Origin of the sequence: Actinacidiphila epipremni, assembly GCF_012034175.1 — a bacterium.
Lineage (GTDB): Bacteria > Actinomycetota > Actinomycetes > Streptomycetales > Streptomycetaceae > Actinacidiphila > Actinacidiphila epipremni.
Window position 1 is genome coordinate 264,278 of the sequence record NZ_JAATEJ010000002.1, and the last position, 22,850, is coordinate 287,127.

Annotated in this window: 23 protein-coding genes; 5 read left to right on the plus strand and 18 right to left on the minus strand. The window is 73.5% G+C overall.

What is annotated here, in order from left to right:
- Positions 1–101: 101 nt before the first annotated feature.
- Entirely contained in the window at positions 102–830 is a 729-nt protein-coding gene (locus HCN08_RS03975; protein ID WP_167981434.1) for a prepilin peptidase, read from the minus strand.
- Positions 831–873: 43 nt separating this feature from the next.
- Here HCN08_RS03975 and HCN08_RS03980 point away from each other — a divergent pair, with 43 nt between their 5' ends.
- A complete protein-coding gene (locus HCN08_RS03980) occupies positions 874–1,317 on the plus strand; it encodes a DUF192 domain-containing protein (protein WP_167981435.1) in 444 nt (147 codons plus the stop codon).
- A gap of 97 nt (positions 1,318–1,414) precedes the next feature.
- On the opposite strand, the gene HCN08_RS03985 is transcribed toward HCN08_RS03980, so the two are convergent.
- From HCN08_RS03985 to HCN08_RS04035, 11 genes are all read right to left on the minus strand, one after another.
- A complete protein-coding gene (locus HCN08_RS03985) occupies positions 1,415–2,083 on the minus strand; it encodes an OmpA family protein (protein ID WP_167981436.1) in 669 nt (222 codons plus the stop codon).
- Between the two features lie 5 nt (positions 2,084–2,088).
- A complete protein-coding gene (locus HCN08_RS03990) occupies positions 2,089–2,682 on the minus strand; it encodes a hypothetical protein (protein WP_167981437.1) in 594 nt (197 codons plus the stop codon).
- Positions 2,683–2,714: 32 nt separating this feature from the next.
- Complete coding sequence (locus HCN08_RS03995; protein ID WP_322974211.1) at positions 2,715–3,341, minus strand: pilus assembly protein TadG-related protein; 627 nt, start codon at positions 3,339–3,341, stop codon at positions 2,715–2,717.
- Between the two features lie 5 nt (positions 3,342–3,346).
- Positions 3,347–3,589: a hypothetical protein gene (locus tag HCN08_RS04000; protein ID WP_167981260.1), complete on the minus strand. Its 243-nt coding sequence runs from the start codon at positions 3,587–3,589 to the stop codon at positions 3,347–3,349.
- A 324-nt stretch (positions 3,590–3,913) separates the two neighbouring features.
- Complete coding sequence (locus tag HCN08_RS04005; RefSeq protein ID WP_407648660.1) at positions 3,914–4,822, minus strand: DUF5936 domain-containing protein; 909 nt, start codon at positions 4,820–4,822, stop codon at positions 3,914–3,916.
- A complete protein-coding gene (locus tag HCN08_RS04010; RefSeq protein WP_240969746.1) occupies positions 4,819–5,937 on the minus strand; it encodes a type II secretion system F family protein in 1,119 nt (372 codons plus the stop codon). Before HCN08_RS04010 ends, HCN08_RS04005 begins: the two co-directional genes overlap by 4 nt.
- Positions 5,934–7,268, minus strand: coding sequence for a CpaF family protein (locus HCN08_RS04015; RefSeq protein WP_167981439.1), 1,335 nt, complete (start codon positions 7,266–7,268; stop codon positions 5,934–5,936). The genes HCN08_RS04010 and HCN08_RS04015 overlap by 4 nt, the downstream gene beginning before the upstream one ends.
- Positions 7,265–7,579: a pilus assembly protein gene (locus HCN08_RS04020; protein WP_322974213.1), complete on the minus strand. Its 315-nt coding sequence runs from the start codon at positions 7,577–7,579 to the stop codon at positions 7,265–7,267. Before HCN08_RS04020 ends, HCN08_RS04015 begins: the two co-directional genes overlap by 4 nt.
- A 116-nt stretch (positions 7,580–7,695) precedes the next feature.
- Positions 7,696–9,273: an AAA family ATPase gene (locus tag HCN08_RS04025; protein WP_167981441.1), complete on the minus strand. Its 1,578-nt coding sequence runs from the start codon at positions 9,271–9,273 to the stop codon at positions 7,696–7,698.
- Positions 9,270–10,001 carry a Flp pilus assembly protein CpaB gene (cpaB, locus tag HCN08_RS04030; RefSeq protein WP_167981442.1) on the minus strand — a complete coding sequence of 244 codons (732 nt, stop codon included), beginning with the start codon at positions 9,999–10,001 and terminating at the stop codon, positions 9,270–9,272. Before cpaB ends, HCN08_RS04025 begins: the two co-directional genes overlap by 4 nt.
- Positions 10,002–10,013: 12 nt before the next feature.
- Positions 10,014–10,862 (minus strand): hypothetical protein, encoded by an 849-nt coding sequence (locus HCN08_RS04035; protein WP_206318318.1) that lies wholly within the window; start codon positions 10,860–10,862, stop codon positions 10,014–10,016.
- A 222-nt stretch (positions 10,863–11,084) separates the two neighbouring features.
- Here HCN08_RS04035 and HCN08_RS04040 point away from each other — a divergent pair, with 222 nt between their 5' ends.
- Positions 11,085–12,650, plus strand: coding sequence for a chitinase (locus tag HCN08_RS04040; RefSeq protein WP_407648661.1), 1,566 nt, complete (start codon positions 11,085–11,087; stop codon positions 12,648–12,650).
- Positions 12,651–12,720: 70 nt separating this feature from the next.
- On the opposite strand, the gene HCN08_RS04045 is transcribed toward HCN08_RS04040, so the two are convergent.
- The 3 genes from HCN08_RS04045 to HCN08_RS04055 are packed head-to-tail and all read right to left on the minus strand — an operon-like array spanning position 12,721 to position 15,079.
- On the minus strand, positions 12,721–13,143 hold the full coding sequence (locus tag HCN08_RS04045) for a RidA family protein (protein ID WP_167981443.1): 423 nt from the start codon (positions 13,141–13,143) through the stop codon (positions 12,721–12,723).
- Positions 13,140–14,045, minus strand: coding sequence for an IclR family transcriptional regulator (locus HCN08_RS04050; RefSeq protein WP_167981444.1), 906 nt, complete (start codon positions 14,043–14,045; stop codon positions 13,140–13,142). The genes HCN08_RS04045 and HCN08_RS04050 overlap by 4 nt, the downstream gene beginning before the upstream one ends.
- On the minus strand, positions 14,042–15,079 hold the full coding sequence (locus tag HCN08_RS04055) for a sugar kinase (protein ID WP_322974214.1): 1,038 nt from the start codon (positions 15,077–15,079) through the stop codon (positions 14,042–14,044). Before HCN08_RS04055 ends, HCN08_RS04050 begins: the two co-directional genes overlap by 4 nt.
- 241 nt (positions 15,080–15,320) lie before the next feature.
- Here HCN08_RS04055 and HCN08_RS04060 point away from each other — a divergent pair, with 241 nt between their 5' ends.
- Both HCN08_RS04060 and HCN08_RS04065 read left to right on the plus strand, forming a co-directional pair.
- Positions 15,321–16,757, plus strand: a complete 1,437-nt coding sequence (locus tag HCN08_RS04060) for an alanine racemase (RefSeq protein WP_206318320.1) — start codon at positions 15,321–15,323, stop codon at positions 16,755–16,757.
- 61 nt (positions 16,758–16,818) lie between these two features.
- Positions 16,819–18,411 carry an N-acyl-D-amino-acid deacylase family protein gene (locus HCN08_RS04065; RefSeq protein ID WP_167981446.1) on the plus strand — a complete coding sequence of 531 codons (1,593 nt, stop codon included), beginning with the start codon at positions 16,819–16,821 and terminating at the stop codon, positions 18,409–18,411.
- Here HCN08_RS04065 and HCN08_RS04070 read toward each other — a convergent pair.
- Entirely contained in the window at positions 18,320–18,700 is a 381-nt protein-coding gene (locus HCN08_RS04070) for a response regulator (RefSeq protein ID WP_167981447.1), read from the minus strand. The two genes, HCN08_RS04065 and HCN08_RS04070, sit on opposite strands and share 92 nt — an antisense overlap.
- A gap of 168 nt (positions 18,701–18,868) precedes the next feature.
- On the minus strand, positions 18,869–19,453 hold the full coding sequence (locus tag HCN08_RS04075) for a P-loop NTPase fold protein (RefSeq protein ID WP_167981448.1): 585 nt from the start codon (positions 19,451–19,453) through the stop codon (positions 18,869–18,871).
- 91 nt (positions 19,454–19,544) lie between these two features.
- Between HCN08_RS04075 and HCN08_RS04080 the strand changes: the two genes are divergently transcribed.
- Positions 19,545–20,756 carry a pyridoxal phosphate-dependent aminotransferase gene (locus HCN08_RS04080; RefSeq protein WP_167981449.1) on the plus strand — a complete coding sequence of 404 codons (1,212 nt, stop codon included), beginning with the start codon at positions 19,545–19,547 and terminating at the stop codon, positions 20,754–20,756.
- Positions 20,757–20,919: 163 nt separating this feature from the next.
- Here HCN08_RS04080 and HCN08_RS04085 read toward each other — a convergent pair whose 3' ends face one another.
- On the minus strand, positions 20,920–22,770 hold the full coding sequence (locus HCN08_RS04085) for a phosphoenolpyruvate carboxykinase (GTP) (protein WP_322974215.1): 1,851 nt from the start codon (positions 22,768–22,770) through the stop codon (positions 20,920–20,922).
- Positions 22,771–22,850: the final 80 nt, after the last annotated feature.

Consider the following 22,850-nt stretch of genomic DNA (forward strand, 5'->3'; position numbering starts at 1 on the left):
AGCCGTAGGCCGTGAAGCGCAGGCCGTGAGGCGTGAGCCGTAGGCCGTGAGCCGTAGGCCGGGCGGGGTTGGCCCATACGGGTGCCCCGCCCGGCGCGGCGTCACGCCAGGAGCAGGGCGGCTGCCGCGCCGGCCAGCATGAAGGGGCCGAACGGCAGCGGGGTCTTACGGTGCGCGCGGCCCGCGAGCATCATGCCGAGGCCGTTCAGTGCGCCGAGCCCGAAGGCCACGAGGGTGCCGGTGACCAGGGTGGGCCAGCCGTACCACGCCAGGGCCAGGCCGAGGGTGGGGGCGAGCTTGACGTCGCCGAATCCCATGCCCGCCGGGTTGATCACGAAGAGCAGGCCGTAGAGCACGCCCAGCGCCGCGCCGCCCAGCAGCGCGCGGGGCCAGGAGCCGGCGTGCGCCGGGAGCAGGGCGGCGCCGCCCAGCAGCAGCGCCGTGCCGGCCAGCGCGGGCAGCGTCAGGACGTCGGGCAGCCGCAGGACCCGTACGTCCACCAAGGTGAGGGTGAGCCCCACCGGTACGAGCAGCAGCCACACCACGAGCTCGGGGTGCGCCCCGCGCGCCGCCGCCAGGCCCGCGCACAGCGCCGCGCCCGCCACCGCGGGCAGCCACTCCCCCGCCGGCCTCCCGGCGCCCGTGCGGCACGCCCCGCACCCCGCCGGGCCCACCCAGCCGCGCGGCCCGGCCGGCAGCGGATGACCGCCCGGGCACGCCGCCGCCCACGCCTCTTCCTCCGGCACCGCCAGCCGGTACGCCGCACGGGGCAGCAGCAGCCCGCTGAGGGTTCCCCAGACGGCCGCGGCCACGATCGGATAGACATGCACCGGGCCGACCGTACACGGGCCCCCAGGCCCGAAGGGAGGCGCTGTGCGCCGACGTTGGCAGGACGGCGAGGCGACCCTGCGCGTCCCGCGCGACGCGGGCGGGGGCGGAGGTGGGGTTGGGGCTGCGGCTTCGGTTGCGCCTGGGGCCGGGGCCGGGGCGGTGCCCGGGGGCTGGGTGGAGGTGCCGCTGCGGGTCGCGGCCTCGTACCGCGCCCGCACCCGCGGGCTGCTCGGCCGCACCGGCCTGGACGGCGCGCTGCTGCTGACCCCCGCCTCCAGCATCCACACCGTCCGGATGCGCTTCCCCATCGACGTCGCCTACCTCGACCGCCGGCTGCGCGTCCTCGCCGTCCGCACGATGCCCCCCGGCCGCCTCGGCCGCCCCCGCCTGCGGGCCCGGCACGTCCTGGAGTCCGAGGCCGGCGCGATGGCCCGCTGGGGCGTACGGCCCGGGGTGCGGCTGGAGGTCGCGGCGGACGCCGGGTGAGCCCCACGAAAAAACGGGCCGGTTCGCAGGGGGGGAGAGCGAACCGGCCCGAGGGGGGGAGTTACACCGTACCGCGTCCTGGCCCGCAACCCGCACCTTACGCGGCAGGAGGAGTGAAGGTGATTTCCACGCGGCGGTTCTGCTGGCGGCCACTTTCGGTGGAATTGTCCGCAATGGGGTAGTCCTCGCCGTAGCCGCGGACCTGGAAGGTGTGGGATGAGTCACCGGCACTGCTCAGCGCCGCGGCCAGCACCTCGTACACCGCCTGTGCCCGCTGTCGCGACAGCGTCACGCCGTGCTCACTGCTCCCCAGGTCGTCCGTGAAACCGAAGACACGAATGGGTGAGGTGACGTGCCGCGTGTTGATATCCGCGGCGATCGCCTGGATCCGGGCGGTCGCGGCGGCCGACAGCGTCGCGCTGTCCTTGTCGAAGGCCACCTCCGACTGGAGCGCGTAGGTCACCGTCGAGTTCGACGTCTCCTCGCGCTGCTCCGGCTGGTCGGCCGCCACCGAGGACTCGTCCGACACCGACACGATGTCCAGCACCTTCGCCGGCGCGAGCTTTGACCCCTCCGGGAGCCGCAGGTTCGGCGAGGCCGGGTCGATCGGCACGGGCGCGCTCGGCGCCGCGTCCCCCGCGGACGGCGGCGGCACCCCGTCCGCGACCGCCGGCGGCGCGACCACCACCCCGAGCGCGACCGCGGTCCCGCCGGCCGCGAGAACCACACTGAGCGCGATACGCGCGGCTGCCGCCGCGGGCTTCATCCGGATCACCCCTCGGAGATGGTGATTTTGGCGGGGGGCATGGTGGGGAGCTCGAACTCCACCTCGGTGGTGGTGGGGGGTGGGGAGGGGAATTGGGCGAAGAAGGGACGGGATTCCTTGGGTTCGATGTCGACGAGGCCCATGGTGCACAGGCACCGCCCGTCCGTGTCCCGCAGCACGTAATACCGCTTCTTGCCCGCCTCGTCGACGAGGAGGGCGCCGGCCACCGACGCACCGGACTTCGCGACGGCGGTCTCGGAGCCGACCCAGAGATCGGCGGTGAAGGGCTCGTCGCCGTCGTTGGTCACGGATCCCTCGACCGTCAGGAAGCCGCCGTCGTCACGGCTCGCGGAATTGATGGTGACGGACATGTTCTCGGCCCCCTTGATCTGGGCGAGGACCTTTGTCGGCGTCGGGGACGGCGTGTCGGCCCCGTCGTCGGCACCGGCTGTCGGGGAACCGCCGGTCTTGGCCGACGATTTGTGCTTCTGGTCGGACGGCTTGTCGCCGCCGCCCCCTCCGCCGCCGCATCCGCTGACGAGCAGGGCCGTGGCCGCGGCCAGTGCCCACGCCGAGGAGACCCTGTGCCCGTATCGCATCGTTCCCCGTTCTCCCACCGCACGGCTGAATGTCATCTGCTCAGGTGGACTGTGTAGAAGGTGGACAAGTCAAGCCGGAAGTCGCCGGACGTCGGATCGAGCGTCACCTCTCCCTGCTTGCAGGAGAATTTCAGGTCGTGCCCGCTCGCGGACCCGAACGTGCAGCGCGAGTCCACCACGGCTGTCGCTGTTGCCTTCGCGTACATCTTCTCCGTGTCGGGGACCACCGAAGTGCCCACCGAACGCCGGGACTTGACCGTGACGGTGTAGCCCTTTCCGGCCGCCGCCGCCACGCACCCGCCGGCCGTCACCTCCGCACGGTTCGCCTCGGCGTACGCGGACGCAGCGCTGCACGCCGGTCCCGCGTGGGAACCGAGGTCGCCCAGGAGAGCGGTGAGGCCGGCAGCGTCCCCCGACATCAGAGCGGCGAGGAATTCGTCCTGGACGGCGTCCCGGTCGGCGCGCGCGGCGGCCAGCGCCGCGGCGTCGGCGGCGGTCTGGGCGCCGTTCCGCGCCACCGAGGCCTGGCCCACGGCGAAGTAGGCGAAGGCCAGGAAGAACAGCGCGGCCATGGCGACGATGTAGATGCCGACTGTCTGCCCGCGGTCCCCGGCGGCACGGGTTGCGTACCGGACACGTACGGCGCGCGTCGCGCGCACGCCGGCTAGCCCGCGTTGATGATGTTGTTGATGGTCCTGGTGATGCCGCGTTTGACGGTGTTGCCGATGTCCGTCGTCCCGGCCAGCACCCCGATGATCACCGCGATCACCACCGCGATTCCCAGGTACTCGAAGGACGTCTGGCCGCGGTCGCCGCCGGAGGCGGTGAGGCGGGTGGTGATGCGGTCGAGTCGGTCGCGGAGCCAGAGCTCCGTGTTGGTGTAGCGCTGGAGTGCCCACCTGTTCATGGTTGTTCGCCCCATCCTTTGTCACCTGGCTGGTGGTACGTACGGCGGTGGCCGTGGGGTGCCCGTCGGGGTCGGGGGTGGTGGTCACGGTGCACCGCCTCTCGCTGGTGGTCGGTTGTCGTCCGCCGCGGGGTGGATCGGATTGCAGGTGCAAATATGGTTGCGAATGCAAAGGTACACCCGAACCTTCGGCCTTCGCAGCCGGTTGCGCGCCAATCGCCGGAGGGGCAAGTGGCGCTTACAGCATGACGGTTGGTCACCCTCGGTCGCACCATGATCACGCAGTTCGGCGAAATCGCCGAGGCCGGCCGGAGCATCCGGTGCTCACCCGCTCCCGAAGACGTCGCCGAAGTGGATCTGCGAGCCGATGATGGTGCCGGCGATCAGCAGGATCATGGTGGCGGGGACGAGCAGCACGGTGATGACGCCGGTCGCGCGCGGGACCATGCGGGCGGCGCGGCGGCGGGCGTTCTGGGCCTCGGTGCGGCGCATGTCGGTGGCGATCTGGAGCAGCGTGCGGGCGATGGGCGCGCCGAGTTCTTCGCCCTGCTGGAGGGCGGTGACGAACTGGCCCACCTGGTCGCTGCGGTTGCGCTTGCGGAGCTGGTCGAAGGCGTCGCGGCGGCTGACGCCGACGTCCATCTGGCGCAGGGCGATCCGGATCTCGTCGGACCAGGGGCCGGTGTAGACGGAGTTGACGCGTTCCAGGGCCTGCCGGAAGCCGAGGCCGGCGCTGACGACGACGGCGAGGACGTCGAGGAAGTCGGGCAGGGTGCGCTCGATGTCGTCGCGGCGGCGGCGGATGGCGAGGGAGAGGCCGAGGTCGGCCCAGAACCAGCCGTAGGCGAGCAGCAGCAGGGCCAGGAACCAGTTGCCGCGGGTGAGCAGCAGGAGGGCGCACAGGGCGCCGAGGAAGCCGTAGACGGCCCGGCGGGCGGCGTAGCGCTCGACGGTGAGGCCGTGCGGGTGGCCGGCGTGGTCGATGCGGGCGCGCATCTTCGCGACCCGGGCGGGGCCCATGAGGCGCATGACCAGGGGGGCCCAGCGGATGCCGAGCCGGTCGATGGCGTTGCCGGCCCGGGTGGTGCGGGTGCGGCCGACGTCGAGGGCGAGCGCGAGGTCGTCGGGGAGCTTGGCGTCGGCGCGCAGCAGCCCGATGGCGTGGACGACGCCGACCGCGCAGGCGGCGAGCGCCACGGCCAGTCCGAGGCCGGCGAGGGTCATGGGGCTCATATGTCGATCCTTGACATGCGGCGGATCAGCGCGAAGCCGACGACGTACAGCCCGAGCGAGACCAGGACGCAGATGCGGCCGATGTTGGAGCCGGTCAGGGCGCTGAGGGAGCCGGGCATGATGCGGTTGAGCAGGAACAGGGAGCCGAGGCCGATGACGGGGACGGCGTAGGCGGTGACGGTGACCTGGGACATCTGGGTACGGATCTCGCGCCGGGTCTCCTTGCGCTCCTCCAGGGTCACCGTGAGGTTGCGCAGCGACTCCACGACGGAGCCGCCGGCCCGGCTGGAGAGCACCAGGGTGGAGACCAGGACGATCAACTCCCGGCTGGGCAGGCGCTGTTGCAGCTCGGCCAGGGCGTCCTCGACGGAGTGGCCGAGGGCCATCGCGTCGGCGACCTGCTTCAGCTCCTCGCCGGCCGGCGCGTCCAGCTCCTCCGCGGCCATGGAGACGGCGGTGCGCAGCGCCAGCCCGGCCTGCGTGGCGTTGGCCAGGACCCGGGCGAGGTCGGGGAGTTGGGCGATGAAGCGCTCGGTACGGACCCGGCGCCGCCACTCCAGGAACGAATACGAGGACCACCCGGCGATGATCGCGGCGATCGGCCCGAAGAAGGGCGCGAAGACCACCCACGCGGCGGCCCACGCCCCGACGACGACCCCGGCCGCGGCGGCGGTGAACTGCCCCGGTGTGAGGTCGGTGCCGGTGGCGGCGAGCCGCCCGGCCAGCGCCCGGCCCCAGGCGTAGCTCCGTACCCGGCGGTCGAGCCGGGCGAAGGGCACGGGCGGGCCCACCGGGCCGCTGCCGTCGCCGAGTTCGGCGGCGAGCCGCTCGACGAGCGCGGCCCGGTCGGCGCGGCCCCCGCGCCAGGCGTGCAGGCCCCACACGGCGAGCACGAGCGCGAGCAGCGTGACGCCGAGCACGAGCAGCGGATACGGCCCGGCGGCGAAGTTCCGCCCGGCGGCGGCGAGTTGGCCGGCGGCGTGCCCCGGAGCGGCAGTCGGCTGCCCGGCCATGTGGTCCGGGGCGGCGGCGAGTTGCCCTGCCGCGTGGCCGGAGCCCGCGGCCGGGCCGGGCCCCGTACCGGCGGCGAGGGGCAGCCCCGCGTGGCGCGTCATTTCGCCTCCCGGCTGTCGAGTTCGAGCTCGCTCGCCCCGACCCCGAAGGCGGCCGGGACGTGCTCGCCGGCGAGGTAGAGCCGTTCGCCGATCTCCCGTGGCACGGGCCGGTGTTCGTACCAGCCGCGGACGATCCGGTCGACGCCCAGCGGCTCGGCGCGGAAGCGGGTCGCGGAGGTGAGGCGGAAGGTGTCGCGCCCGCGCGAGGACAGGACGGCGATCTCGGCGATGCGGCGGGTGCCGTCGATGTGGCGGTGGAGCTGGACGATGACGTCGAGGGCGCTGTTGATCTGGTCGCGCAGCGCCTCGAAGGGGATCTTGACCTCGCTCATCGAGGCGAGGGTCTGGAGCCGCAGCACCGCGTCCTCCGCGGAGTTGGCGTGCACGGTGGCGAGCGAGCCGTCGTGGCCGGTGGACATGGCCTGGAGCATGTCGAGGGTCTCGCCGCCGCGCACCTCGCCGACGATGATGCGGTCGGGGCGCATCCGCAGCGAGTTGCGGACCAGGTCGCGGATGGTGACCCGGCCCTCGCCCTCGACGTTGGGCGGCCGGGACTCCAGGCGGATCACATGCTCCTGCTGGAGCTGGAGTTCGGCGGCGTCCTCGACGGTGATGATGCGCTCGCCGTCGGGGATGAGCCCGGACAGGGAGTTGAGCAGCGTCGTCTTGCCGGAGCCGGTGCCGCCGCTGACGATGATGTTGCACTTGGCGCGCACGAACGCCGACAGCAGGAGCAGCATGTGCTCGTCGAGGGTGCCCAGGCCGATGAGTTCCTTGAGGGTGTACGCGCGCGGGAAGCGGCGGATGGTGAGGGTGGGCCCGGTCAGGGACAGCGGCGGGATGATGACGTTGACGCGCTCGCCGGAGGGCAGCCGGGCGTCGACCATCGGATTGGACTCGTCCACGCGGCGGTTGACGGTGGAGACGATGCGCTCGATGGTCTGGAGCAGCTGCTCGGCGGAGGAGAAGCGGGCGGCGACGGGTTCGACGCGTCCGCCGCGTTCGACGTAGATGCGGTCGGGCCCGTTGACCATGATCTCGGTGACGGACGGGTCTTCGAGCAGCGGCTCCAGGATGCCCAGGCCCAGCGCCTCGTCCACGACCCGGCGGATCAGCCCGGCGCGCTCGGCGGTGGACAGGACCGGGCCCTCGCGGCTGATGATGTGCCCGAGGACGCGCTCCAGGCGCGAGCGGCGCTCGGCGGGCGCGAGCGCGGACATCTCGGCGAGGTCGATCTCCTGGAGCAGCTTGGCCCGGTAGACGGCGACCAGGTGGCTCTCCTGGGTCTGCGGGGTGGCCTCGTCGACGGTGAGGCGGGCGCGCAGGCTCATGGCGTGGTGTCCTCCCTCGGCATGGTCGCGCTGCGGGACACGGGCCCGAACAGGTGCACGCCGGGCAGCACGGAGGGGACGTCGACACTGGCCTGGGCCCGGTAGCCGTCGGCGGAGGCCGACCGGACGGTGACGTGCGCCGTCAGCCAGTCGCTGACGGCGTTCTCGCCGGCGGTCCGGCCGCGCGCGATCCCGCCGTCCGGTGCCGGCAGCGCGGCGGTACGGGCGGCCGTACGCGCCGCCGTCCCGGCCTGCTCGCCGCAGTAGGCGACCAGGCCCAGCTGGATGCCCGCGAGAGCTATCAAGAGCACGAGCGGCAGCATGCCGAGGTATTCGAGCGAGGCGACACCCCGGTCCCGGCGCGACCCCGCCCGGGCCCGCCGGAGGGGCCGTATGCGCCCCGGACTGCCGTGCCGTAGCGGGCTGTTCATCGGTCCGGCCTCTCGTCGACCGTCTGCGCGTGGCCGTGGATGCGCATGGGGAAGTCGATCGCGCCGGGGAAGAGCACCGGGACCTTGAGGGTCACCGTCACCGAGACCTTGCCTTCCGAGTAGTCGACCCGGTCGGTGTGCTCGGAGCCGCGCCAGGCGCTCGGCAGGTCGGCCTTCGCGGCGGTGTCGGCGTCGCCCGCCGTGCCGACCGCCGCCGCCCGGGCGGCCTCGTCCGCCGCGTTGCCGGCCAGGGTGAAGGTGTAGCCGGCGAGCACCGCCTGCCAGACCAGGATCAGGGTGATGAGGATGATCGGCGTCATCCCCAGGGTCTCCAGCGTGACCTGGCCCTTGTCGCCGCCGCCCCGGCGGGACTTGCGACCGCGCGGGGCGGGCAGCGTCGCGCCGGTGACGAGGCCGATTTCGCCGGCGAGCGACCAGATGCCGGCCTTGACGGTGGAGCGGGTGTCGAGGTCGTGGATGCGGCCGGCGTCGATGACGGGCTGGAGTTCGCGGAAGGCGGCGGGGACGACGGAGGCGGCGATGCGGGTGCCGGTGATGCGGCCGACGAGGGTGGGCTGGATCTCGGTGGCGCGGTTGTGCCGGTTGACGACGGTCGTGGTGTCCTGCGGCTTGCGCACCTGGAGCCGGTCCCACATGCGCACCATGCGCTTGGCGGCGCGTACGGCGACGACGTCGGGTGTGGTGACCAGCACCGCGGTGTCGGCGATCTCGACGGCGACCGCGTTGGCGCTGGTCACCTGGGTGCCGCAGTCGACGACGACGACCTCGTAGCGCTGCCGCAGCGCGGTCAGGACGAGCCGGGCGGCGCGGTCGGTGACGTCCTCGCCGCGTTCGCCGTCGGCGGGGGCGAGGAGCAGGGCGACGCCGGACTCGTGGACGTACATGGCGTCGGTGAGGACGCGCGAGGAGACGTCGGCGATGTCGGCGAGGTCGGCGATGGAGCGGCGGAACTGGACGTCGAGGTAGGAGGCGACGTCGCCGCCCTGGAGGTCGAGGTCGACCAGGGCGGTGGAGCGGCCGGAGGCGTGTGCGGCCAGGGCCAGGTGGACGGCGGTGACGGTGGTGCCGACGCCGCCCTTGGCGCCGGCGACGGCGACGACGGTGCCGCCGGCGACCGCGGGCAGCGCGGCGCGCTGCGGGCTGAGGTGGCGGCGCACGCCCGCGGCCCAGGTGGCGGCGGCGTCGATACGGGCGCCGAGTTCGTCGTACGACAGGGGCAGCGCGACGACGCCACGGGCGCCGGCGGTCATGGCGGCGGCGAGCGCGGCCGGGCCGGTGTCGGGGGTGAGCAGGACGACGCCGACCGCGGGGAAGCGCAGCGCGATGTCGCGTACCAGGTCCAGCGCGGGCATCGGGCCGATCGACTCGTGCACGACGGCGACTTCGGGCAGGTCGTCGACGCCGGTCTCGGCCGCGCGGGCGAGCAGGTCGAGCAGCGCGGTGGAGTCGGGCAGCGCGGGGGCCGGCTCGGCGCCCGGGAGTTGGGCGAGCAGGCCGAGCAGGGCGCGGGCGGCGTCGGGGTCGGAGGTCCCGGCGACGATGCGTACGGTCACGGGCGGGCACCTCCCCCGCCGCCGGCGGTGTCGCCGGCCAGGGTGTAGTTGCGGGAGTCCGCCGGCGGCGCGGCGGTGTCGCCGGGGGCGACCAGGGCGAGCCGGACGTGCTCGGCGAATGACTCGGCGTAGGCGACGCGTTGGGCGTCCTCGGCGTCGAGCGCGAAGGTGATGGGCACGCCTTCGGTGGACTGCCGCTGGGATTCGGCGTCCTTGTCGAACGCCTTGATCTCGCCGACGTCGACGACCTGCGCGCCGGCGACGATGATGCGCGAGACGTCGGGGTCGGTGTCGGCCTTGCCGGCGAAGGTGGCGAAGATGTTGACCCGGGAGCCGGGGGTGATCTTGCCGGCGACACCGGTCTCGGCGTCGATCATGATGGCGATCTCCATCTGGCCGGCCTTGAGTTGGGGCCGCGGCGCGATCATGTCGGTCTGCAGCAGCGAGCCCTTGGCGAGCGCGACGGCGGCGATCTTGCCCTGTACCTGGGCCAGTTCGCGGACGGCGGTGTCCGGCAGCCAGCGCGAGGGGACCTGTATGCGGCGTACGTCGGAGCTGCTGAGCTGCTGGTACGCCGGTACGTCGGCGGTCAGTTCGTAGGCCGTGACCTTCTCGCCGACCTCGGACCGCGCGTCGCTGACGACGGCGACCACCCCGGCGAAGGCGGCGACCGCGCATATCGCGGAGACCACCAGCAGGACGACGCCACGGCGCTGACGTGAGTTCATGTGCGGTCGCACCTATCGCTTGTGGGGTTCGAGTTGGGGGCGGCGCGGGGTCTCGACGGCCCGGGTGCCCGGTTCCGCGGCGTGTTTGGCGGGGGTCTGCCGGTCGCCGAGCCGGGTGGCGCAGAACAGGCACTGGTCGCCGATGACTTCGAGGCCGCACCAGGTGCAGGTGTCGCGCCGCACCGACGTGACGAGCTGGTAGAGCATGCCGACGTCGGCGATGTAGGCGGTGAACTCGACGAGCTTGCCGGTGCCCCACCAGCGGGTGGAGTCCGGGGGCAGCGGCACCTCGCGCAGGTGCTGGGTGCGCCAGGCGGCGGCGAGGGTGCCGGTGATCCAGCCGGGGTCGAGGCCCTTGCCGGCGATCGCGAGCTGGGTGGCGTAACCGGGGCCCGGCGGCAGGGAGTCGGCGGCGGCCTCGCCGAGGTAGGGCTCGGGGTGCGCGAGGACGGCGAAGTGCCGCCCGGGCACGAGGGACTTGACGTGCTGGCCGACGCCGACCGGGACCCGGTCGAGTTTGGACACCGAGCCGAGCAGCGCGCCGGAGTAGAGGTAGTACGACAGCAGCCGGGCGGCGCCGGCCAGCACACCGGGGCCGAGGTCGGTGCCGGTGAGCTGGCGCAGCTGCTCGCCGAGCAGGGCGCGGGCCAGCGGCGGCAGGGTGAGCGGCACGATGGCCAGCCGGTCGGCCTCCAGGGCGGATCTGACGGTGTGCAGCCGGCGCCTGACGGGGTCGTCGGCCTCGGCGGGGGCGAGGGCGACGATATGGCCGTAGCCGTCGAGGGCGGCGGCGACCCGGGCGATGTGCTCCTCCAGGGGAAGCGCGAGGTCGTCCGAGGTGACCGTGATGACACTGGGCATCCGCAAACCTCCCCCTTTCCACCTGATCGGGCCGTGCGGCCTGGCGTTTTCCGGTCGTCAGCTTATCGGCGAGTAGCGACTTGGGTGCACAAAGTTGCGTATCGGGGTCGGTGAACGGGAGCTGTCCGCAGGAGGTCTTGACAACCCAATTGGTCTGGACCAACTTTCTCCGGTAACCGCCCTTCCCACCACCCCCCAACTCCTTGCCCCCAGGAGGCAGTCGTGGAACGTGCAGCGCACGCGAATCCCGCGGCCCGTGCCCACCGCAGATCAACCGTCCGGCAGCGCACCCTGGCCGCGCTCAGCGCGGCGGCGGTGATCGGTGCCGGCGTGGCCGTCGCCACCGGCGGCAGCGCCGGCGCGGCGACCACCAACCTGGTCGCCAACTCCGGCTTCGAGAGCGGCCTTTCCGGCTGGACCTGCACCGCGGGCAGCGGCGCGGCCGTCTCCAGCCCGGTGCACTCCGGCGCCGGCGCCCTCAAGGCCACCCCGACCAGCAGCGACAACGCCCAGTGCTCGCAGACGATCAGCGTGCAGCCCAACTCGCAGTACACGCTGAGCGCGTGGGTGCAGGGCTCCTACGTCTACATCGGCGCGACCGGCACCGGCGGCACCGACCCGTCCACGTGGACGCCGGGCGCGTCCTCGTACCAGCAGCTCAGCGTGAACTTCACGACCGGCGCGAGCACGCACTCGGTGACGGTCTACACGCACGGCTGGTACGCGCAACCGGCCTACTACGCCGACGACTTCACCCTCAGCGGCCCCGGCGGCTCCGGCACCACCCCGCCGACCACGCCGCCCACCAGCCCGACCACGAAGCCGCCGACGACCCCGCCCACGACTCCCCCGACCACCCCGCCGACGACGCCTCCCACCACGCCGCCGACCTCGCCGCCGTCCGGCAACCTGCCCAAGCACCTGGTCACCGGCTACTGGCAGAACTTCAACAACGGCGCGACGGTGCAGACCATCGCGCAGGTGCAGAGCCAGTACGACATCATCGCGGTGGCCTTCGCCGACGCCACGACCACGTCCGGCGCGGTGTCCTTCACCCTCGACCCGTCGCTCGGCTACAGCGTCGCGCAGTTCAAGGCGGACATCGCGGCCAAGCAGGCGCAGGGCAAGAAGGTCATCGTCTCGGTCGGCGGCCAGAACGGCACGATCTCGGTGCGGGACGCGACGGCCGCGACCAACTTCGCCAACAGCGTCTACTCGCTGATGCAGACGTACGGCTTCAACGGGGTCGACATCGACCTGGAGAACGGCATCGACTCCACCTACATGCCGCAGGCGCTGCGGCAGTTGAGCCAGAAGGCGGGCTCGGGGCTGATCATCACGATGGCGCCGCAGACCATCGACATGCTCTCGGCCGGCAGCGACTACCTGGCCACCGCGCTGAAGATCAAGGACATCCTGACGATCGTCAACACGCAGTACTACAACAGCGGTTCGATGAACGGCTGCGACGGCGGCGTCTACAGCCAGGGCTCGGTGGACTTCATCACCACGCTGGCCTGCACCGCGATCCAGGCGGGCCTGTCCCCGTCGCAGGTCGGCATCGGCACCCCGGCGTCCACCAGCGCGGCCGGCTCCGGCTACGTGGCCCCGAGCGTGGTCAACAACGCGCTCGACTGCCTTGCCAAGGGCACCGGTTGCGGCTCCTTCCACCCGTCCACGACCTGGCCCGGCATCGGCGGCGCGATGACCTGGTCGACGAACTGGGACGCGAAGGCCGGCAACGTGTGGTCCAACGGCGTCGGCCCGCACGTCCACGCACTGCCGTAGCTCTCCGAGTACGGGCAAAGGGGCGCGGGGACCTGGTCCCCGCGCCCCTTTGCGGGTCGGCGTGGTGGGTTCAGCCGAGGACGGCCAGGGCGTCGATCTCGACCAGGAGGCCGGGCGGGAGGCCGACGTAGACGGTGGTGCGGGCGGCCGGCGGCTGGGTCAGCTCGGCGAAGTAGGCGTCGTAGAGCGCGTTGAACTCCGCGAAGTGGGCGACGTCCGTGAGGTAGACCCGGGCCATGACCACGTCCTCCCACGAGGCGCCGCCCGCCGCCAGCACGGACTGGACGTTGGCGAGGGTCTGCCGGACCTGCGAGGCGAGGTCGGGGCCCGCCGGGGTCGGCGGCCTGCCCTCCTGCGCGGGCAGGTTGCCGACCTGTCCGGCCACCTGGAGGATGTTGCCCTTGCGCACGCCGTGCGAGAACTTCGCCGGCGGGGCGTTGTGCGTCGGCGGCGTGACCGCCGTCTTGACGGAGGTCTCGGGCAGGTCGCTCATCGGGTCGCGCCTTTCGTTGCGGGGGCGGGGGCGGGGGCAGGGGCAGAGGCGGGGGCGGGCAAGGGGGAAAGGTCGGGCGCGGGCGCAGCCGCAAGGCCGGGCACGGGCGCAGGGCCGGGCGCAGCCGCAGGGCCGGGCGCGGGCGACAGGCCCGGCGCGGGCTGGACGCCGGACAGTTCCGCCCCGATCACCTCGGCGGTACGCAGCACCAGCGGCCTCAGCCGCAGCAACTCCTCCGCGCTCACGACCACGTTGGGCGCCGAGAGGGACATCGCCGCGCACACCCGCCCGTCGGGGCCGCGCAGCGGCGCGGCGACGCAGTTGATGGACTCCTCGTGCCCGCCCAGGTCGCACGCCCACCCCTGCTCGCGCACCCGCGCGAGCTCCGCGAGGAAGGCCGCCGCGTCCGGCGTCGAACGCGGCGTGTAGCGCGGGTAGTCCAGGCTCTCGGCGACCGCCCGCCGCTCCGGCTCCGGCAGGTCGGCGAGCAGCAGCTTGGCCACGGCGGCGACCGTGATGGCGACCGGGCGCCCGATGCGCGAGTACATCCGCACCGGGTAGCGGCTGTCGACCTTGTCGATGTAGACGACCTCGCCCTGCTCGTAGACGGCCAAGTGCACGGTGTGGCCGGTGTGTTCGTTGAGCGCGGCCAGGTGCGGGTGGGCGATGCCGCGGATGTCGAGGGCTTCGACGGCCTGCTGGGCGAGCGCGAAGAGCCGGGCGCCGAGCCGGTAGCGCTGATCCTGCTGGCGGTAGACCAGGCCGTGTTCGTGCAGGGTGCGCAGCAGCCGCAGCGCGGTGGACTTGTGGACGTCCAGCCGGGTGGCGACCTGCTCCAGGCTCGCCGGGCCCTCGGCGAGCAGCGGCAGGATGGTCAGCGCGCGGTCCACGGTCTGGCTCACCGCGTCACCTCCTCCCGCACGTCGCCGGCCCGGTCCGTCCAGCCGGGGCCGAGTCGCAGTCTGCCCCATGCGTCCTCGCCCAGTGCGACGAGGGCGTCGGCGTGGGCCCGCGCGGGCGGCACGGCCAGGTCGCCGGGCACGGTGAGGGCGGCGGCGGCCAGCAGGTGGCCGTGCCGCAGCCGGTCGCGCAGCGGCAGCCCGCGCAGCGTCGCGGACAGGAACCCGGCGGCGAAGGCGTCGCCCGCGCCGACGTGGGCCACGACGTCCACGGCCGGCGCGGGGACGTGGACGCGCTCGCCGGCGCCGAAGGCGGTCGCGCCGCCCGCGCCCTGCTTGACCACGAGCACGGCCGGCTCCGGCAGCGCGGCCCGGATCGCGTCGGCGTCCGCGAGCCCCCACGCGGCCTCGGCCTCGTCCTCGCCGACGAAGACCAGGTCGCAGCCGCGGGCGAGTTCGGCCAGCAGCCAGGGGTCGGCGCCGTGCCACAGGGCGGGGCGGTGGTTGACGTCGAAGGACACCAGCGGCCGGCCCGGCTCGCGGTGGGTGAGCCGGCGCATGAGCGCCTTGCAGGTGGCCGACAGGGCGCAGGTGATGCCGGTCAGGTGCAGCACCCGGCCGGCCCACACGTCGCGGCGCTGCACGAGCGCGGGCGAGAGCGCGGAGGCGGCCGAGCCCTTGCGGTAGTAGACGACCTCGGCGCGCCCGGGGGCGGCGTCCAGCGTGGTGGCGCGCTCCCCGGCGGTGCGGAAGTAGATGCCGGTGGGGCGGTGCGGGTCGCGCTGGACGGCGCCGACGTCGACGCCGGCCGCCGCGATGGCGGCCACCAGGTGGTCGCCGAAGCCGTCGCTGCCGACCCGGCTGACCCAGCGGGCGGTGTGCCCGGTGCGGGCCAGGGTGCAGGCGACGTTGGACTCGGCGCCGCCGATGGTGCGGTGGAAGGCCGGCACGTCGGCGAGCGGCCCGCCGGTGCTGGGCACGAAGGTGACCATCGACTCGCCCAAGGTCACGACGTCCACGCTCGGCGTCACGGTCACGTTGGCTTCCCCTGGGGTCGTTCGCGGGTACGGCCACACCTACGGCTGCGGATGCGGGTACGGCTGCGGGTACGGATTCGAGTCCGGGTACGGGTGGGGCGGTGGATGTCGGTACGGCGGTGGCTCCGGGTGCGGGTCCGCGGCCGTTGACCAGGCGCCGACCTGGATGTTAGACAGCTCGAAACACGATACGCAACGGCCGTTGCGGAGGATGCAACGGCCTGCGGGGTTCGGAGGGTGCATGGACGTCGTCGCCGCACGCGCGGGGGACGCAGCCGCGGACGGGCTCACGCAGAGCGGCGCCGCCCGGCTCGCCGCGCTGCGCGAGGAGCGGATCGACCACCGGTTCAAGGGCCTGCCGCCCGACGCGGACGGCCTGACGGTCGGCGAACTGGCCGCGCAGCGCCGGACGTTGACCGGCGGCGGCTTCAGCACGCCGCTGCTGGTGCTGTCCGCGGAGGCGCTGGAGCACAACCTCGCCGCCCTGGAGCGCTGGACCACCGAGCACGGCCTGGCCTTCGCGCCGCACGGCAAGACGTCCATGGCCCCGCAGCTCTTCGCCCGCCAACTGGAGCGCGGCGCCTGGGGCATCACCGTGGCCGTACCGCACCAGCTGCGGGTGGCGCGGGCGTTCGGGGTGCGGCGGGTGTTCCTGGCCAACGAGCTGGTGGACCCGGCCGCGCTGCGCTGGCTCGCGGCGGAGCTGGACGCCGACCCGGAGTTCACGTGCGTGGCGTACGTGGACTCGGTGCGGGGCGTCGCGCTCATGGACGCGGCCCTGTCCGCGGCGGGCGCCCGCCGCCCGGTCGACGTCGTGGTGGAGCTCGGCGCGGGCGAGGGGGCGCGTACCGGAGTGCGTACGGAGGGCGAGTGCGCGCTCGTCGCCGAGGCCGCGGTCGCCGCGCGGCACCTGCGGCTGGTGGGCGTCGCCGGCTACGAGGGCGAGGTCCCGGGGGCCGACCCCGAGCGGGTACGGGCCTGGCTGCACCGGCTGGTCGCGCTCGCGGCCGAGCTGGACCGGGCGGGGGCCTTCCGGGAGGCCGGGCGGATCGTGGTGAGCGCGGGCGGCTCGGCGTGGTTCGACGCGGTGGCCGAGGTCTTCGCGGGCCTGGGCGCGGGGACGTACCAGCCGGCGGCGCGAGGGGTCGGGGCGCAAGGGGCCGGGGCGTACGAGCCGAGCGCACAAGGGGCCGGCGCTCACGCGACGGCCACCCCAGCGGCGCACACCTTCTCCGCGCCCGTCCTGCCGCTGCTGCGCTCGGGCGCCTACGTCACGCACGACGACCAGCACTACGCCCGCGTCACGCCCTTCACCCGGGTCCCCGGCCACCTGGAGCCGGCCTTCCGGCTGTGGGCCCAGGTGGTCTCCCGCCCGGCCCCTGACCAGGCGTTCCTCAACGCCGGCAAGCGCGACGCGCCCTACGACCTGGGCCTGCCCACCCCGCTCGCCGTCCGCGGCGACGACGGGATGCTGCGCCCGGCGCCCGCCGAGCTGCGCGTCAACGGCATCTCCGACCAGCACCTGTGGCTCGCCGTCCCGCCGGCGGACCCGCTCCAGGTCGGCGATCTGGTGAGCCTCGGCCTGTCGCACCCGTGCACGACCTTCGACAAGTGGCCGCTGATCCCGGTGGCCACCGCGGACGGCACGGTCACCGACTACGTCCGTACGTTCTTCTGACCGCATGCGCACCGGGGCCCCCGCGCCGAGTTATGGTCTAGACCTGCCGTAGGGTCGGGCCATGCCTGAGCTCGTGCTGCGGGGCGCCCTGGTCGTGGACGGCAGCGGGGCGCCCGCCTTCACCGCCGACGTCGCCGTGGACGGCGGCCGGATCACCGCGATCGGCCGGGACCGCCGCCTCACCGCCCGCCGCACCCTCGACGCGGCCGGCCTCGCCCTCGCGCCCGGCTTCGTCGACATGCACGCCCACAGCGACCTCGCCCTGCTCACCGACCCCGCGCACGAGGCGAAGGCCGCGCAGGGCGTCACCCTCGAAGTGCTCGGCCAGGACGGCCTGTCCTACGCGCCCGCCGACGACCGCACCCTCGACACCCTGCGCACCCTCATCGCCGGCTGGAACGGCGACGGCTCCGGCGTCGCCTTCGACTGGCGCACGGTCGGCGGCTACCTCGACCGGCTCGACCGGGGCGTCGCCGTCAACGCCGCCTACCTCGTCCCGCAGGGCACCGTCCGGATGATGGCCGTCGGCTGGGAGGACCGCCCGGCCGCGCCCGCCGAGCTGGACCGGATGCGGCAGCTGGTCGCCGAGGGCATGGAGCAGGGCGCGGTCGGCATGTCGGCGGGGCTGACGTACACCCCGGGGATGTACGCGCCCGACGCCGAGCTGACCGAGCTGTGCCGGGTGGTCGCCGCGCACGGCGGCTACTTCTGCCCGCACCACCGCTCGTACGGGGCGAACGCCCTGCGCGCGTACGAGGAGATGATCGCGGTCGCCGGGGCCGCCGGCTGCCCGCTGCACCTGGCGCACGCGACGATGAACTTCGCCGAGAACGCCGGCCGCGCGCCCGAATTGCTCGCCCTGCTCGACCGGGCCCTCGCGGCGGGCGCCGACATCACCCTGGACAGCTACCCCTATACGGCGGGCTGCACGACGCTGGCCGCGCTGCTGCCGAGCTGGGCGGCGGTCGGCGGCCCCGAGGCGGTGCTGGCCCGGCTGCGCGACGCGCCCACCGCCGAGCGGATCCGGCACGCCCTGGAGGTCGAGGGCTCCGACGGCTGCCACGGCGTGCCCGTGGACTGGTCGACGATCGAGGTCTCCGGCACCGCGGAGCCCGCCCTGGCCGCGCACGTCGGCACCCGGCTGAGCGGCTGGCCCGCGGCCCGTGAGCTGCTGCTCGCCGACCGGCTCGGCACCACGATCCTGCAGCATGTGGGCGACGAGCGGAACGTCCGCACCGTGATGCGGCACCCCGCCCACACCGGCGGCTCCGACGGCATCCTGCACGGCAGCAAGCCGCACCCGCGCGCGTACGGCACCTTCCCGCACTACCTCGGCCACTACGTGCGCGAGCTGGGCGTGCTCACCCTGGAGGAGTGCGTGGCCCACCTCACCGCCCGCCCCGCGGCCCGCCTCGGGCTGCCCGACCGCGGCCTGGTCCGCGAGGGCTACCGCGCCGACCTCGTCCTGTTCGACCCCGCGACCGTCGCCGCCGGCGCCACCTACGACGCCCCGCGCACCCCGCCGGCCGGCATCCCGTACGTCCTGATCGACGGCCGCTTCGTCATCCGGGAGGGCCGTCGTACGGACGTCCTGGCGGGCCGCTCGGTGCGGGGCGGCCGGCGGCGCCGGCCCAGGCGCTCCGGGCGGCCATGACCTCGTCCAGGTAGCGGAACAGCTCGGACCACGCGACGGCGATCCCCAGCGCCCCCACCTCCCGCGCCAGCTCCCGGCGCGCCTGGGTGTTCTCCGAGGTGAAGTAGACCACCGGCCCGGTATACGTCCCCTGGGCCCGCAGCCGCCGCACGTACGTGAAGCCGGCCTCGCGGTCCTCGCCGCGCTTGATGTCGGAGACGATCACGTCGGGCGCCCCCGCGGCCAGCGCCCGGTCCGCGGCGCTCTCGTCCCCCACCACCAGCACCTCGGCCCCGCTGCTCCGCAGCACCTCGGCGCCGTCCTCCTCGACCCGCTCCCGGTCTGAGGGTGGCCTCCAGCACGAAGCCGTTGACCAGGCGCTTGATCCGGCGCGGGTTGCGTCCCGAGCGCTCGACGAGCAGCCGGGTCAGGTCCTGGTCGAGGAGAGTGTCGATGCCGGCGGCCCGGGCGCAGGCGGTCACGTACGCCTCGACGTCGGTGTCGGGGGCGGCCGGGAGCGCCCGGACCAGTCGGTGACCAGGTCCTGCAGCACGTCGCGCATCTCGTTGCGGGTGCGGGCGTCCGCGCTCATTCGGTCCCACAGCTCGTTGACCGGGCCGGCGGCGTGCAGCAGCCCGGCCGCGGCGGTGAGCAGGGCGCGCAGGGCGGCGGCGAGCGGGCCGCTGGTGCGCAGCCTGCGCAGGCCGCGGCGCAGCACGTTCGGGTCAAGGCCGGTGAGCACCGACTTGATCAGGCCCTCCAGCACGTCACCGCCGGACGCGGTCCACGCGTTGTACCAGACCGTCCTGACCTCGGGATACTCCCGCAGCGTGCGGTCGGTCAGCCGCATCAGGCTGGACTTGCCCATGCCCCAGCCGCCGTCGATCGCCAGCGTGAAGGGCGTCGAGGGCCGGGAGGCCCGCAGCAGGGCCGCGAGCTGCCGCGCGGTGTGCGCGGCGCCCAGCGCGTCCTGCTCGCCGGTGAGCACCGGCTCGTCGCTGAGCAGCGCGAACGCCTCCTGGCGGGCGCTGGTCGGCGGGGTCGCGGCGGGCTGCGTCGGCACCCGGTCAGTGTTCCAGCGGGGGCGGTGCCCCGTCCCCCGGGTGGCGAAAAACACCGCGCGGGCGGGCGAAGGGGCCCGTAAGGTGACCGGCATGCAGGTGATCCAGTCGACGAAGCTCGCAAATGTCTGTTACGAGATCCGGGGTCCGGTTCTTGAGGAGGCGATGCGGCTTGAGGCGGCCGGCCACCGCATCCTCAAGCTGAACACCGGCAATCCCGCGCCGTTCGGGTTCGAGTGTCCCCCCGAGATCCTGGAGGACATGCTGCGCAGCCTGAAGGACGCGCATGGGTACGGGGACGCGAAGGGGCTGCTGTCCGCGCGGCGCGCGGTGATGCAGCACTACCAGACGCAGGGCGTCACGCTGGACGTCGAGGACATCTACCTCGGCAACGGCGTGTCCGAACTGATCCAGATGTCGATGCAGGCGCTGCTCGACGACGGCGACGAGGTGCTGGTGCCCGCGCCGGACTACCCGCTGTGGACGGCGTCGGTGGCGCTGGCCGGCGGCACGGCGGTGCACTACCGCTGCGACGAGCAGTCCGACTGGATGCCGGACCTCGACGACATCGAGCGCAAGGTGACCGACCGCACGAAGGCGATCGTCATCATCAACCCGAACAACCCGACCGGCGCGGTCTACGACGAGGAGATGCTGCGCGGGCTGACCGACATCGCCCGCCGGCACCGGCTGGTGGTGTGCTCGGACGAGATCTACGACAAGATCCTCTACGACGACGCCACGCACATCCCGACCGCCGTGATCGCCCCGGACCTGCTGACGCTGACCTTCAACGGGCTGTCCAAGGCCTACCGGGTGGCCGGCTACCGCAGCGGCTGGCTCGCGGTGTGCGGCCCGAAGTCGCACGCGAGCAGCTACATCGAGGGCCTGACGATCCTGGCGAACATGCGGCTGTGCGCGAACATGCCGGCGCAGCACGCGATCGCGACCGCGCTCGGCGGCCACCAGTCGATCAACTCCCTGGTCCTGCCCGGCGGCCGGCTGCGCGCGCAGCGCGACGCGACGTACGAGGCGCTGACCGCGATCCCCGGTGTGACATGCGTGAAGCCCAGGGGCGCGCTGTACGCGTTCCCGCGGCTGGACCCGCAGGTCTACAAGATCAAGGACGACCGGCAGATGGTCCTGGACCTGCTGCGGGCCGAGAAGATCATGATCGTGCACGGCACGGGCTTCAACTGGATGGAGCCCGACCACTTCCGTATCGTCACCCTCCCCCGCGCGGAGGACCTGACCGAGGCGATCGGCCGCATCGGCCGCTTCCTGGACGGCTACTCGCAGCCCTAGCGCTACCGCGCCGGGTGAGAGACAGGGGCGCGGGGAACGGCGCGCTCAGCCACCCACCGGGCGGTGGTCCGGATCGGACCGGACTGCCCCTTTCGGACGGTGGCGACGTGCAACGTCGCCGTGGCTGGTCGCGCAGTTCCCCGCGCCCCTGAAAAGCGACGCCCTACGCAGTGGGCTCAGCCAGCCGGGCGACCAGGGACTCGTACTCGGACCAGAGCTCGGGCGGGGTGTGGGTGCCGAAGGTCTCCAGGTGGGCGGGGATGAGGGACGCTTCCTCGCGCCAGGTGGGGAGGTCGACCGTCAGGAGGAGGTCGAGGTCGGCGGGGGTGAGGTCGAGGCCGTCGGTGTCGAGGGCGCCGGGGGCCGGGAGGACGCCGATGGGGGTGCGGACGCCGTCCGCGCGGCCGTCGAGCCGGTCGACGATCCACTTGAGCACCCGGCTGTTCTCGCCGAAGCCCGGCCACACGAAGCGCCCGCCGGCGTCCTTGCGGAACCAGTTGACGTAGTAGATCCGCGGCAGCTTCGCGGGGTCGTGGGCGCGGCCCACCTCCAGCCAGTGCGCGAAGTAGTCGCCCATGTTGTAGCCGCAGAAGGGCAGCATCGCGAACGGGTCGCGGCGCAGCTCGCCTACCCGCCCCTCGGCGGCGGCCGTCTTCTCGCTGGCGATGTTCGCGCCGAGGAAGACGCCGTGCTGCCAGTCGAAGGACTCGGTGACCAGCGGCACGGCCGAGGCGCGCCGCCCGCCGAAGAGGATCGCCGAGATCGGCACGCCCCGCGGGTCCTCCCACTCCGGCGCGATGATCGGGCACTGGCCGGCCGGCACGGTGAAGCGCGCGTTGGGGTGCGCGGCGGGCGTGCCGGACTGCGGCGTCCAGTCGTTGCCCTTCCAGTCGGTCAGGTGCGCCGGCGGCTCCTCGGTCATGCCCTCCCACCACACGTCGCCGTCGTCGGTGCGCGCGACGTTGGTGAAGATCGCGTTGCCGTAGAGCGTCTTCATCGCGTTGGCGTTGGTGTGCTCGCCGGTGCCGGGCGCGACGCCGAAGAAGCCGGCCTCGGGGTTGATGGCGTAGAGCCGGCCGTCCTCGCCGAAGCGCATCCACGCGATGTCGTCGCCGATGGTCTCGACGGTCCAGCCGGAGACCGTGGGCTCCAGCATCGCCAGGTTGGTCTTGCCGCAGGCCGAGGGGAAGGCGGCGGCGACGTAGCGGGACTCCCCGCGCGGCGGGGTGAGCTTGAGGATGAGCATGTGCTCGGCGAGCCAGCCCTCGTCGCGTGCCATGACCGAGGCGATGCGCAGGGCGTAGCACTTCTTGCCGAGCAGCGCGTTGCCGCCGTAGCCGGAGCCGTACGACCAGATCTCGCGGTCCTCGGGGAAGTGCGAGATGTACTTGGTCGTGTTGCAGGGCCACGGCACGTCGGCCTGGCCGGGGGCGAGCGGGGCGCCGACGGAGTGGACGGCCTTGACGAACGGCGCGTCGGTGCCGAGCGCGTCCAGGACGGGGCGGCCCATCCGCGTCATCGTGCGCATGGACACGGCGACGTACGCGGAGTCGGTGATCTCCACGCCCATCGCGGACAGCGGCGAGCCGAGCGGCCCCATGCAGAAGGGCACGACGTACATGGTCCGGCCGCGCATGGCGCCGCGGAAGAGGCCCGGCTCACCGGGTCCGCCGGTGAAGACCTCGCGCATCCGCGCCGGGTCCATCCAGTGGTTGGTGGGGCCGGCGTCCTCCTCGCGCGCCGAGCAGATGAACGTACGGTCCTCGACCCGCGCCACGTCGGAGGGGTCGGAGGCCGCGTGGTACGAGTCGGGTCGCAGCGTCGGGTCGAGCCGGGTGAAGGTGCCCTTGGCGACGAGTTCCGCCGCGAGCAGGTCGTACTCCGCCTGGGAGCCGTCGCACCAGACGATGTCGTCGGGCTGGGTGAGTTCGGCGATCTCGCCGACCCAGCGGATCAGTTCCCGGTGCTGGGTGGGAGCCGCACTGATAGCGGTGTCCTGGTTGCCGCGCGCCACGATCGCTCCATCCCGCCGGCCCGCACAGACCGGCGTGAGAGGTGAGGGTTGTTGGTTCCGGCCCCTTGGGGGCTGCGGCC